Source organism: Acinetobacter sp. V104_13 (assembly GCF_031798995.1).
Classification (GTDB): domain Bacteria; phylum Pseudomonadota; class Gammaproteobacteria; order Pseudomonadales; family Moraxellaceae; genus Acinetobacter; species Acinetobacter pittii.
Genome location: NZ_JAVQNP010000027.1, coordinates 462,856 through 475,856, shown reverse-complemented (window position 1 = coordinate 475,856; position 13,001 = coordinate 462,856). Strand labels below are relative to the sequence as shown.

Here is a 13,001-nt window from a genome sequence, read left to right as displayed (position 1 = left end):
TTTTTAGTTTTAAGAATATTTAAGCATCGAGTGTTTTACACAAAGAACAGATCGTACCGTTATGTTTATGAGAGAACATAATATCTGGACGTTCATAACCTTGCTCACATACGCGGCAGTGATAAACCGTTGCTACAGGAGTACCTTCAGCATCATAACGTGGTTCTTTAATACCGTCATCGTGTGACTTGATGTAGTATTTTCCTTTGGTTAATAAGCCCATGATTGGTGTTAATACAAAGGCAAGCACAAGTGCGATAAGCGGTGAGTAAGGTGCTAAGAAGCTACCCAGTAATCCGAAGAATGCTGCAATTGATAAGCCTGCTGATACAAGGAATGCAACCATACCGACAGGGTTTACGTTGTATAGCATGTCACGGCGGTATTCTGGTTCTTTCGGTGAAAGTTTTAACACATATTTATTAATTGAAATATCTGTTGCAACAACCACAACCCAAGCAATCGCAAAGTTTGAATAGAACCCTAAGATTTTACCCAATACCGCAAACATGTTGCCTTCCATTAAAGCAAGCGCAATTGCCAAGTTCACCATCACAAACACAATACGACCAGGATAATGTTTGCTAATACGTGTGTAGGCACTTGTCCATGCAAGGGAACCAGAGTAAGCATTGGTCACATTAATTTTAATTTGAGAAATAACCACCAAAATCACTGCAAGTGTTAAAGCAGCCCAACCCGGAAGCATGTCATGAAACGCCGCATTAAACTGTTGAACAGGTTCAGTACTGTTTACGCCCGGTATTTTAGTGAGTAAATAGAACCCTAAAAATGCCCCAATAATTTGTTTAATTGCCCCTAAAATCACCCAACCTGGACCCGCTGAAATAACGGCTGCCCACCATGCTTTGCTATTTTCTTTTGTTTTAGCAGGCATGAAACGTAAGTAATCAATTTGCTCACCAATTTGCATGATTAGCGATAAACATATACCAGCACCTAACATGATTGCTGCCATGTCTACAGTTGCGAAACCTTCGTTACCAGTAAAAGTTGCAAATTGACTGACTAAAGTAGGTTCTTGATAAATCAGATAGGCCACAGGACCAATCATCAGAACGAGCCAAAGCGGAGTAGTCCAGACTTGTAATTTACTTAAGGCTTTCATGCCGTAAATCACCAGCGGTATGACCATAACTGTTGAGATGAGATAACCTGCCCAAAGCGGAATGCCTAAACCGAGCAATAACCCTTGCGCCATGATTGAACCTTCAAGGGCAAAGAAAATAAAGGTGAAACTGGCGAAAATGATACTGGTCAGGACTGAGCCGATATAACCGAAACCTGCGCCGCGGGTAATCAAGTCAAGATCGATGTTATAGCGCGCTGCGTAGTAGGCTAAAGGAATGCCGGTTAAGAAGATAATAATCGCTGCAAATAGAATGGAGAAAACAGCATTGGTTGTTCCGTAAGACATACCAATACTGGCGCCAATAGAAAAGTCAGCAAGATAGGCAATACCACCAAGAGCAGTAATAGCGACAACTTTGGGACTCCAGCGCCGAAAGCTGTGTGGAGCATAACGTAAAGTATAATCTTCTAAGGTTTCATTCACTGCTTTTTGTGAATCTGTACCTTGCACAGTGTCCAGATTTGGATGTTCAGATACACTCATAACATCAATCTCCCAATCATTTTCGGTCAATCAACACAAATATTGATCATTGTTTTTTGATGGTTTTGAGTGTGTGATTTTTGGGAAAAATTGAAAATACGTTATTTTGCGTATATGTGCGTATTCGAGAAAATCGCCATGATAAATGACTTTTGGCATAAGGATTGCTGGGTTTAATGCAGCCACATCCGAAACATGAGTGTTATGCCAGATTCTTCCAGCCCCGAACAAGCGCCACAACGTGTGATCAAAACACGCCGTGAATATAATATTTGGGTGGCAGATGAAAGTATCGAAGATTATGCGCTTCGCTATGCACCTACCTCAGTACGAAAATGGTCACCTTGGACTGTTACCAATACTGCAATCTCGACAGTCAGCTTTCTTGCGATGGAGGCCATTGGGGCGACCATGCTTTGGCAGTATGGCTTTAGCAATGCATTATGGGCAGCAATTGTCGTATGTACCATCATATTTTTAACCAGTTGGCCGATTAGTTACTACGCCGCAAAATATAATGTGGACGTCGACCTGCTTACTCGTGGTGCAGGTTTTGGCTACATTGGCTCGACCATTACATCTCTAATTTATGCGAGCTTTACCTTTATTTTGCTTGCGTTTGAAGCCGCAATTATGGCGATGGCACTTGAGCTTGCTTTAGGTATTCCGCAAGTTATTGGTTACTTAATTTCTGCCTTAGTGATTTTGCCTTTAGTAGTCAAAGGCATTGGTTTTATTAATAAAGTGCAGGCGATCACACAACCAATCTGGCTCTTATTGCTGTTGTTACCGTGGTTTTTTGTACTTTGGAAACAACCACAAATTTTAAGTAGTAGCCTGCATTTTGTTGGGGCAGTTTCAAACTCAACTGACTTTAATCTGTATTACTTTGGTGCGGCGTGCACTCTTATTTTTTCATTTGTGATCCAAATTGGTGAGCAAGCTGACTATTTACGTTTCTTACCGCAAAAAGAAAAGAATAGAACTGCATGGCGTTTTGCCGTTTTTTTAGGTGGTCCATCTTGGATTATTTTCGGATTTCTAAAAGTCTTGATGGGCATGCTGCTGATGGTGTTGGCTTTTCAGCTGTTTATTCCTGTCTCTGAACTAGACAATCCGACTTATCTATATTGGGTCGCCTATCAACAGTTTATTCCAAACCCTCAGCTTGCTTTAATATTGACTCTAGCACTGGTTTGCTTGGCGCAAATTAAAATTAATATGACCAATGCCTACGCTGGCTCATTGGCATGGTCCAACTTTTTTGCACGCTTAACTCATAGCCATCCGGGGCGAATTGTCTGGCTTCTTTTTAACGTGTTTATTGCCATTGTTTTGATGGAAATGGGAATTAGCCATGCAGTTGAACGCATTTTGGGACTATATAGCAATATCGCTTTGGCATGGATTGGTGCTGTTGTTGCCGATTTAATTATCTGTAAACCTTTAGGTTTAAGTCCGAAGGGAATTGAATTTCGCCGTGCTTATTTATATGACATTAACCCCGTAGGTGTGGGCGCATTACTGATTGCTTCAGTGTTATCGATGCTGAGTTATTTGGGCTTTTTCGGATTAATAGCAAAAGGATTGGCGAGTTTTATTGCTCTGGGGAGTGCGGTGTTAAGTGTTCCTGTTATTGCTTACTTAACCAAAGGCAAATATTACATTGCACGCCAGCCTGAAAAAATTCAAGCGACGTCGGTTGCTAACTGTGTGGTATGTAAAAGGGACTATGAACTTGCCGATATGGCTGGCTGTCCAGCCTATAACGGTACGATTTGCTCTCTATGCTGTTCACTTGAAGCACGCTGCCACGATTTATGTAAACCTGATGCACGCTGGTCAGTACAACTCAAAAAAGCTATTTGGCACTATTTACCAGAACGTTGGGCGAGCCGTTTAAATAGCAGGGTCAGTTTATATTTATTACTGACTTTAGGGCTGTCTATTGTTCTGGCAGTGAGTTTAAGTCTGGTTTATATCCAAGAAAAAACCTATTTAGAAACCATTAATGCGGCAGCCGTTCCTCAGTTATTTACGCTGTTTGTCAAAATTTACACCATTTTATTTTTATTGATGAGTGTTGCTGCATGGTGGTTAGTGTTAAACGATGAAAGCCGTCGTAATGCCGAAATCGAAACGCATCAGCAAACAGCATTATTGATTGATGAAATTGCTGCCCATGAAGTCACTTCAAAAGACTTACAAGATGCCAGAATTTCAGCAGAACGGGCAAATGATGCAAAAAGTCGTTATGTCATTGGTATTAGCCACGAACTACGAACGCCTCTAAATAGTATTTTGGGCTATAGCCAATTACTTCAAAAACAAGAGCAGCTTTCGGAACAAGGCAAAATGGCGCTCGGGGTGATTAGCCGTAGTGGGCAACATCTGACTTCATTGATTGACGGTTTATTAGATTTAGCTCGAATTGAAACAGGCAAAATTTCTTTAAATGTGGTGGATGTGCATTTTCCAAATTTTATAGAACAGATTATTCAAATGTTTCAGCCACAGTTTGAACAGAAGAATTTACAGTTTATTTATGAAATTGGAGAGAACTTACCGCACTATGTTCGTACCGATAAAAAACGCTTAGAGCAAGTACTCATCAATTTGCTGGGCAATGCTTTAAAATTTACGACGAGCGGAACAATTACTTTGAAAGTTGAGTACCGTTTCCAAACAGCTTATTTTGAAATTAGAGATACAGGCTGCGGCATTGCCGAGGCAGATTTAGAGCGAATCTTTAATCCGTTTGAACGGGGCAGTAATGTGGTTCAAGGCGGATTTACCGGAACAGGACTCGGACTACCAATTGTAAAATTATTAGTCGATTTACTTGGTGGCCAGTTATCTGTGACTAGTCAGCTCAATCAGGGTTCACAATTTAAGATTAAGTTTTACTTACCTTCAAAAGAAGTAGTTCATCCAATTTCTAATGTCTACTCCAACCAAATTACGGGTTATCAAGGCGAGCGTAAACGAATTTTGGTTGTCGATAATGAAGCTGTGGACCGAGGCTTAGTCGCTAATTTTCTCAAACCTTTGGGGTTTATTATTGAAGAAGCCGAGTCGGGCATTGATTGTTTAAGACGTGTACCTATTTTTCAGCCTAATCTGATTTTGATGGATTTAAATATGCCTTTGATGGGCGGTTGGGAAACAGCACGATTATTACGTCAGAATAATATTACCAATGTACCGATCTTAATTATTTCCGCCAATGCAGGCGAGCGCGAAGTCAATCCACAAGATGCTGTCTTAAGTGAGGACTTTATGCTAAAACCAATCGACCTGAATTTGTTGCTGAGTAAAATTGGAGATAAGTTGGGCTTGGTATGGATTGATTCCAAATCAGATGCAAACCTTCAAAATAATGAAGTTCAAGCAATGGATATAAAGGTATTTAAGCAGGAGCAAGCTGCTGTTCATACACCAGTCCAGCAACCAGAAAATAATGATCTGCTTGATTTACCGCAAAGCTTGCAACAGTTAAATGATTTGATTGGACAGGGGTACATTCGTGGAATTCAACAGACTTTAACGCAATGCCGCCAAAATTTTCCGGAGCATAACGAGTTATGGGAACAGCTTGAACAGGCGATTCAAAAGTTTGATTTAAAACACGCACAACGATTAATTCAGGATAAGCAATGAGTACGCAACATGTTTCTTTTCAGCAAGCTTCGCCAAACGAGCAGGCTGTTATTCTGATTGTGGATGATGTGCCGGAAAATCTAGGCTTGTTACATGAAAGTCTGGATCAGGCAGGTTATCGCGTGCTTGTCACAACCGATGGATTGAGTGCAATTGAAATTGCACACCGATGCTTACCGGATATGATTTTGCTTGATGGCAATATGCCGCATATGGACGGTTTTGAAAGTTGCATACAGCTTAAAGCGAGTCCAATTACGCAGTTTATTCCCGTCATTTTTATGACAGGTTTATCTGAGACAGAACATATTGTGCGTGGTTTTCAGGTGGGTGGGGTAGACTATGTAACCAAGCCACTGAATATTGAAGAAGTATTAGCAAGGGTAAAAACACATTTGGCACATGCCAAACTATTGCAGCAACAAAAACAGGTCATTGATGCGACGGAAACAGCCATTCTTGCCCTAGATGTTCACGGTAAAATTGTGTGGAAAACCCAAAAAGCCAGTGATTTACTGAATCAATATTTACCTGAATTAGAGGGCTTTGAAGCAGGCTTAAGAGCGTGGTTTTCAGACTTAGAGCAAGAAAAAGACCCCAAAAAATTAACCAGCTGTTCTTATTCAACGCCATCCCAGCAATTACAGCTTTTATTGCTTACACCGTGGGAAAGTGACCCAAGCGTGGCAAAAAATTATCTGATACAGATTAAGACTTCTACGCCAGCTTTGGAAATGGCTGATATTTTGAAATATTGCCCGCAGTTGACTCAACGTGAGGCAGAAGTCATGCACTGGTTGTTGTTAGGAAAAACCAATAAAGACATTGCAGAAATTTTGGAGCTTAGTCCACGGACGGTAAACAAGCATTTAGAGCATATTTTTGAAAAACTTTGCGTTGAAAACCGAACTGCTGCTGTGGCGCACATTAATAGTCTGGTGCAAGAGTTTCACTAATTTAATTGACGATTGTATTTAAAAAGCATACAGACTCACTGCTAAAAATAGTCTATTTTTTTACACTTAAATTTGTTCTTATAGATAAAGATATATAAAGTCATTTTTAAATAAATTTGAGCCATAATACGAGGAATTCATTGTGAATATTCAACAAAAAGATGATGCAAAACACGGCAGCTTTAGCTTACTTGATGGTGAAACTGTTGCAGGCGAAATGACTTATACATGGGCAGGCGAAGGCATGCTGATTATTGACGCTACAGATGTAAATGAAAATTATCGGGGACAAGGCGTAGGTCGCCAATTACTTGATGCTTTGGTGGCTTTTGTTCGTGAAAAAGACGTAAAAGTAATTCCGCTTTGCCCATATGCTAAATCGGTTTTTGATAAAGACCCAAGCATTGGTGATGTACTTAGAAAGTAAGCAATAGATTGAAAATTATTTAATAGGAATCGGGCGTTGGTGTCCGATTTTTTTATTCATCTTTGTTTTAGTGAATATGTTTTGAGCGGTTGTATTCAATTGATTCGAAGGTTTTCGATTGCCAGATCGAATTTATCAAACTTATAGAAAAGCTTATCTAATAAAAATAGTTTTAGACCAATTGGGAAAAAAATAAACTCGTTGCACAAATATTTAATAGCTGACGAAAGCTAAATATTTATAACGTTTTAATATTATTTTTTGGAATTTTCCTTGAACTGGCAGTATATCCATAGTGTGTTGCCGCAATTTTTCTCTGCAACTTTGACCACGCTGAAAATTTCAATTATCAGCATTATTTTGGCAATTATTGTAGGGCTAATTTGCAGCATTTTAATCACATATCGCGTGCGGGTGCTAAATAGAATTGCCCAGTTCTATATTGAGTTATCTCGAAATACCCCTTTATTAATTCAACTGTTCTTTTTGTATTACGGTTTACCAAAGCTGGGTATCAAAATTGATGGTTTTGCTTGTGGTGTGATCGGACTGACCTTTTTAGGTGGAAGCTATATGGCTGAAGCTTTCCGAGCAGGTTTGCAATCTGTTGCAAAAGGGCAGATTGATTCTGCAAAAAGTATTGGTTTGCAACCGACTCAAATTTTTAGATATGTCATTTTTCCTCAAGCACTTGCCATTTCAATTCCGGCAATAGGGGCAAATTGCCTATTTCTGATTAAAGAAAGTTCTGTGGTCAGTGCGATTGCTGTCGTTGAACTGCTTTTTGTCACCAAAGACTTAATTGGCATGGACTATAAAACCACCGAAGCTTTGTTCTTACTCATCATGGCTTATCTGATTATTTTATTGCCCGTTTCTATTTTAACCAGTTATCTGGAACACAGAAGTCGTAAGGTGAGCCATGGAACTTGATTATCTATTTCAAGCGAGTCACCTCGAACGTTTAATGTGGGGACTCTGGGCAACTGCAAAAATTGCTTTTATTTCGGTCTTTTTCTCTGCAATTTTTGGCACAGTTTTCGGCGTCATTATGACTTCTAAGAACATAGTCGTTAAATCGCTGTGCCGTCTGTATCTAGAAGCCATTCGAATCATTCCAATTTTAGTTTTGCTGTTTGTGTTTTATTTCGGCTTTGCGACATGGTTTAACTGGCAGTTTTCAGCAATGTGGGTGTGCGTTGTTGTGTTTGTTTTATGGGGTATAGCAGAAATGGGCGATTTGGTTCGTGCAGCCATTACTTCAATTGATCAGCATCAACGCGATTCGGCCTATGCACTCGGACTTACCCATGTTCAAGCCTTGGTCTATGTCATTTTTCCGCAAAGTCTAAAACGAGTAACACCAGGTGCGATTAATTTATTTACCCGAATGGTGAAAACCAGCTCTTTGGCAGTCCTGATTGGTGTGGTCGAGGTCATTAAAGTTGGTCAGCAAATTATTGAAAATTCGCTGTTGACCGTGCCGAGCGCTTCTCTTTGGATTTATGGCTTTATTTTTATTTTGTATTTTCTGATTTGCTACCCCTTATCGCGTTTGGCGGCACACTTAGAAAAGGTCTGGGAGTAATTATGCCTTTGTTATCGATACAACAATTACAGAAATCATTTGCACAAAGTCATATTTTACAGGGCATTGATCTGGATGTAGAACAAGGAGAAGTGGTTGTTATTTTAGGTCCATCGGGCTGCGGTAAAAGTACCTTATTGCGCTGTATTAACGGCTTAGAACCGATTCAGGGTGGCGAAATCCGTTTAACCGGTTCAGGTGTGCTCGGTAAAGATGTGGACTGGACTAATGCTCGTCAAAAAATTGGTATGGTTTTTCAGAACTATGAGCTGTTTGGGCATATGAACGTCATTGACAACATCTTGCTCGGACCACTCAAAGTACAAAAACGTCACCGTGATGAAGCAGAACAAGTAGCAGATGAATTGCTAAAGCGAGTCGGGCTATATGAGCGAAAACTCGATTATCCACGCCAACTTTCAGGTGGACAAAAACAGCGTATCGCCATTGTCCGTTCACTGGTCATGCAACCTAAAGTCATTTTACTTGATGAAATTACCGCTGCTCTTGATCCGGAAATGGTTAGAGAAGTGCTTGATGTAGTCCTTAAATTGGCGAATGAAGGAATGACCATGCTGATTGTGACACATGAGATGTCCTTTGCCCGTAAGGTTGCCGATCGCATTATTTTTATGGATAAGGGCAAGATTATTGAACAGGCATCGCCAGAAGAATTTTTTGAACAGCCGAAAACAGAACGAGCGAAAGCTTTCTTAAATATTTTGTCGTACTAAATTTTTATTATTTGAATCATGAGGAAGTGAATGTTTAAACGTAATTCAATAAAAATATTAAGCAGTCTTGCCGTTGCTGGGGTTTTATTAACTGCATGTAGTAAAACGCCATCAACTGAACAGGCAAACAATAGTCAAGAAGACCATTCTTTAGAACAAGTCAAAAAAAATGGGGTTTTACGCGTTGCCGTTTTTGCAGATGATCCGCCGTTTGGTTATGTAGATAGTGCGGGGAATAATCAGGGCTTTGATGTAGCTCTAGCAAAACGGGTGACTAAAGATTTGCTCGGTGATGAAAAGAAAGTTGAGTTTATTGTGACTGAAGCTTCAAATCGGGTGGAGTTTTTAAAATCAAATCGTGCCGATGTGGTGTTCGCTACATTTACGGTAACTCCTGAACGCAAAGAGGTTGTAGATTTTGCCGAGCCTTATTTAAAAGGTGCGTTTGGTATTGTCTCGCCTAAAGCTAAGCCGATTACAGACATTGCCCAGTTAGAAGGTAAAACCTTAATTGTAAATAAAGGCACAAGTTCGGATACTTACTTTACCAAGCATTATCCGAAAGTGAATTTACTCAAGTTTGAAAGAAACTCGGATGCCTTCAAAGCTTTAACCGACGGTCGTGGTGACGCAATTTCACAAGATAGTACCTATGCTTTGGCATGGGCCGCGAAGAACCCAAGTTATGTGGCGGGTATTCAATCTATTGGTGATCAAGAGTTTATTGCACCAGCAGTGAAAAAGGGCAATACCCAACTATTGAATTGGCTCAATACTGAAATTAAGCAGCTTAGAACAAGTGGTGAAATTAAGAAAATTTATGATGAAACCTTGAAGCCAATTTACGGTGACTCGGTCAATCCGAATGTGTTTTTAGATGTAGGCCAATAATTTTCGATATCGCTAGAGCAGTGTCTAAAAGTAGGCGCTGCAATTTTAAATAAGACTTTTACAAGAACGATAGGGTGAAATAATGACAACATTAACATTTCAAAACGTGAAGCATATTTTAGCCGCGTCTTTACTGAGTTTAGGTTTAGTTGCATGTGACAAAGGAACTCAGTCTACTGAAAAAACGGCAGATACCACACAAACTGTGTCGAGTATTGAACAGATTAAAAAGAATGGTGTGGTACGAATTGGTGTATTTAGTGATAAACCGCCGTTTGGATATTTAGATGCTCAAGGTAAAAATCAGGGCTTTGATGTAGAAATTGCTAAGCATGTTGCGAAAGATCTGCTCGGTGATGAAAACAAAGTTGAGTTTGTTTTAACTGAAGCTGCGAACCGTGTTGAATATTTAAAAGCCAATAAAGTGGATATTATTTTTGCCAACTTTACTGTTACGCCAGAACGTAAGGAAGTTGTCGATTTTGCTAAGCCTTATTTGAAAGTTGCTTTGGGCGTCGTTTCTCCTAAAAGCCATCCGATTATTGATGTGGCTCAACTTAAAGATAAAACTTTACTGGTCAACAAAGGTACAACGGCTGATTCATTCTTCACCAAGACTCATCCAGAAATTAAGCTACAAAAATATGAGCAAAACACTGAAACTTTTGATGCTTTAAAAGATGGTCGTGGTGCTGCGCTTGCCCATGATAACTTGCTGGTTTTAGCTTGGGCTAAAGAAAATCCAAATTACACTGTTGGCATTACTAATTTAGGTGAGCAGGACTTAATTGCACCAGCAGTGAAAAAAGGTGATAAAGAGTTGCTGGACTGGTTGAATCAAGATTTAGAGAAACTGGCGAAAGAAGGCGTGATTCATCAGGCTTATGAAAAAACGTTAAAACCAGTGTATGGCGATACGATTAATCCAAAAGATTTATTGGTTGAGTAATTCTAACAAAGAGGACTCTAGATAGGATTTGCTCGAGCTAGGAGCTGACTAGATTTTTAAAGTTGGCTCTGCTGCTAATTTATCTGCCAAATATTGAATCAACACACTCAATTTAGGCGGGACATGTCGTGTCGGTGGGTAGAGTAACCACAGCCCACCACTATAATAGGTCTTAAAATACCAATCTGGTAAAACCTGCACTAAGGTACCTTGTTGTAGTGCATGGCGTGCAACGAAGTATGGCAAGCTCGCAATACCTAAATGCTGTAATGCGGCACTCAAACGCACACCTGTATGGTTTGCTGCATAACGACCACGCACGGCAACACTGATCGATTTATTTCCTTGCTGAAATTTCCATTTTGAGTCACTGGCTTGTTCACCTAAGTAAATACATTCATGCTGCTTTAAATCATGAGGGTGGCTCGGTAAGCCATGCTTGGCCAAATACTCAGGCGTAGCACAAACCAAGTGATCAATATCAATGAGTTTTCGACCCATAAGGCCACCCGGTGGTTGCTCTGTAATTCGAAGTGCTAAATCGACTCCATCATCAATGAGATCTACATAGCGATCTTCTAAAAGCATTTGTATATCAATTTTCGGGTAGCGTTCTAAAAATTCGGGCAAATGTGGGTGAATCATAAAATGTCCCACAGCTTTGGGAACACTCATGCGAATAATACCTTCGGGTTCGACATGGAATTGGCCCGAACTTTCCATGACTCCTTGCGCAGCATTCACCATATCTAAACAACGTTGATAAACCTGTTGTCCACTTTCACTTAAACGAAGTTTCCGTGTAGTCCGATAGAGTAAGCGGGTGCCTAAAGCACGTTCTAATCGAGCAATCGCACGGCTAACAGCAGAAGGCGTAGTTCCGAGTTGCCTTGCGGTTTCAGAAAAACTTTCTGACTCGACCACCTTAACGAAGGTCGCCATTTCATTTAACAGAACCAGACTTTGATTTGTGCTCATGAGGCAAAAGTTATTTGGATTTTGATTAGATTATCGCGTCTAAAAAATCGCAATACAATCTTTTAGGTGATTTTCAGGAAACTAAATTGTTATGTGGCAGTTGTATGGACATGAGTTTTTAACGCTAGCTCTTATTCACTTTATGGCGGTGATTTTACCGGGACCAGATTTTGTGATTACGGTAAGGCAAAGTGTACGTTATGGCTATCTGATTGGATGTCTAACCGCAATTGGTATTGGTGTCGGGATTTCAGTGCATGTGTTTTATACACTTATTGGTATTGGCTTTTTGATTCAGCAAAGTGAATGGCTCATGTCACTGATCAGAACAGCAGGGGCAGCTTATTTGATTTATTTAGGATGGCAGTGTTTACGTAGCCAGCCGAATACTAATATTGAAATTAATGGCCAAGCAAACGGTGATACGCCAAGTTTATTTAAAGCTTTTACTATGGGTTTTCTTACCAATGCATTAAACCCAAAAGCCACTATCTTTTTTCTGGCAATTTTTACAACGATTGTGAGTACAACTACACCAATGAAAGTTCAGGTCTTTTATGGGGTCTGGATGTGTATGGTTAATGCCATTTGGTTTATGGTGGTGAGCGTACTGTTTGCACAGCCTATCGTACGTAAACGGTTTTTGGAGTTTGGAGTGTATTTTGAGAGGGTGATGGGAACGTTATTAATTGGAATTGCATTGAGATTGATTTGGGGATCGTTTGTTTAATTGCCGTGAGTATTTAATGGGGGTACAGAAGTACGATTTTAGATTGCTTATAGTGTTCAAGGCGTTCATACCTATATTCACTCGTGCTAAATTTCATCCACAGCCTGCCCATAATTTATAAAGATAATGTATTTGCAATATTTTTTGAAAAATGAAAACAGAGAACAGGTTCTGTGGATGAGAAAGTTTTTGGTTACTTTTAAAAAAAAGTAACAGAATTAGCTACTTTCTTTGGAGGCAAAACGGTAAGACTCCGCCGTGATAACCACTAATAATTTTTAGCTCAACCTAAAGTCATCTGCGAACTATTGCATAGCACGACAGAGTATTATCGCTTAAAGTTTTAATTTCTTCAGTCGCCTTCGGCTGGACTTACTTTGGTTTCGCTCTGAGAAGCGTCTAAAGCTTCGTAAGAGCAAAAGCATTGTCATCTGCAAAACCTGTCGACTTAT

Annotated in this window: 12 protein-coding genes; 9 read left to right on the top strand and 3 right to left on the bottom strand. The window is 39.9% G+C overall.

Annotation, left to right across the window (positions count from 1 at the left end; translation table 11 throughout):
- Positions 1 to 19 precede the first annotated feature (19 nt).
- The gene (locus RMB06_RS15045; protein WP_002114289.1) at positions 20 to 1,636 is read right to left on the bottom strand and encodes a cytosine permease; all 1,617 of its coding nucleotides are present in this window, start codon (positions 1,634 to 1,636) and stop codon (positions 20 to 22) included.
- Between the two features lie 195 nt (positions 1,637 to 1,831).
- On the opposite strand from RMB06_RS15045, the gene RMB06_RS15040 reads away from it, so the two are divergent.
- The 3 genes from RMB06_RS15040 to RMB06_RS15030 all read left to right on the top strand — a co-directional run bounded on the left by RMB06_RS15040 (position 1,832) and on the right by RMB06_RS15030 (position 6,679).
- Positions 1,832 to 5,296, top strand: coding sequence for an ATP-binding protein (locus RMB06_RS15040; RefSeq protein WP_311080160.1), 3,465 nt, complete (start codon positions 1,832 to 1,834; stop codon positions 5,294 to 5,296).
- Positions 5,293 to 6,252: a response regulator transcription factor gene (locus RMB06_RS15035; protein ID WP_311080159.1), complete on the top strand. Its 960-nt coding sequence runs from the start codon at positions 5,293 to 5,295 to the stop codon at positions 6,250 to 6,252. Before RMB06_RS15040 ends, RMB06_RS15035 begins: the two co-directional genes overlap by 4 nt.
- A gap of 142 nt (positions 6,253 to 6,394) precedes the next feature.
- On the top strand, positions 6,395 to 6,679 hold the full coding sequence (locus RMB06_RS15030) for a GNAT family N-acetyltransferase (protein WP_005069864.1): 285 nt from the start codon (positions 6,395 to 6,397) through the stop codon (positions 6,677 to 6,679).
- A gap of 95 nt (positions 6,680 to 6,774) precedes the next feature.
- On the opposite strand, the gene RMB06_RS15025 is transcribed toward RMB06_RS15030, so the two are convergent.
- Positions 6,775 to 6,888: a hypothetical protein gene (locus RMB06_RS15025; RefSeq protein WP_079748338.1), complete on the bottom strand. Its 114-nt coding sequence runs from the start codon at positions 6,886 to 6,888 to the stop codon at positions 6,775 to 6,777.
- A gap of 64 nt (positions 6,889 to 6,952) precedes the next feature.
- On the opposite strand from RMB06_RS15025, the gene RMB06_RS15020 reads away from it, so the two are divergent.
- The 5 genes from RMB06_RS15020 to RMB06_RS15000 all read left to right on the top strand — a co-directional run bounded on the left by RMB06_RS15020 (position 6,953) and on the right by RMB06_RS15000 (position 10,841).
- Positions 6,953 to 7,612, top strand: coding sequence for an amino acid ABC transporter permease (locus RMB06_RS15020; protein ID WP_001104465.1), 660 nt, complete (start codon positions 6,953 to 6,955; stop codon positions 7,610 to 7,612).
- Complete coding sequence (locus RMB06_RS15015; protein WP_311080158.1) at positions 7,602 to 8,267, top strand: amino acid ABC transporter permease; 666 nt, start codon at positions 7,602 to 7,604, stop codon at positions 8,265 to 8,267. The genes RMB06_RS15020 and RMB06_RS15015 overlap by 11 nt, the downstream gene beginning before the upstream one ends.
- A gap of 2 nt (positions 8,268 to 8,269) precedes the next feature.
- Complete coding sequence (locus RMB06_RS15010) at positions 8,270 to 9,001, top strand: amino acid ABC transporter ATP-binding protein (protein WP_001130361.1); 732 nt, start codon at positions 8,270 to 8,272, stop codon at positions 8,999 to 9,001.
- Positions 9,002 to 9,031: 30 nt separating this feature from the next.
- Positions 9,032 to 9,892: a transporter substrate-binding domain-containing protein gene (locus RMB06_RS15005; RefSeq protein WP_068929597.1), complete on the top strand. Its 861-nt coding sequence runs from the start codon at positions 9,032 to 9,034 to the stop codon at positions 9,890 to 9,892.
- An 82-nt stretch (positions 9,893 to 9,974) separates the two neighbouring features.
- Positions 9,975 to 10,841 carry a cysteine ABC transporter substrate-binding protein gene (locus tag RMB06_RS15000; protein WP_311080157.1) on the top strand — a complete coding sequence of 289 codons (867 nt, stop codon included), beginning with the start codon at positions 9,975 to 9,977 and terminating at the stop codon, positions 10,839 to 10,841.
- Positions 10,842 to 10,889: 48 nt separating this feature from the next.
- Here the strand turns inward: RMB06_RS15000 and RMB06_RS14995 are convergent, their stop codons facing one another.
- On the bottom strand, positions 10,890 to 11,819 hold the full coding sequence (locus RMB06_RS14995; RefSeq protein ID WP_311080156.1) for a LysR family transcriptional regulator: 930 nt from the start codon (positions 11,817 to 11,819) through the stop codon (positions 10,890 to 10,892).
- A gap of 91 nt (positions 11,820 to 11,910) precedes the next feature.
- Here RMB06_RS14995 and RMB06_RS14990 point away from each other — a divergent pair, with 91 nt between their 5' ends.
- Positions 11,911 to 12,549, top strand: coding sequence for a LysE family translocator (locus RMB06_RS14990; protein ID WP_311080155.1), 639 nt, complete (start codon positions 11,911 to 11,913; stop codon positions 12,547 to 12,549).
- Positions 12,550 to 13,001 lie beyond the last annotated feature (452 nt).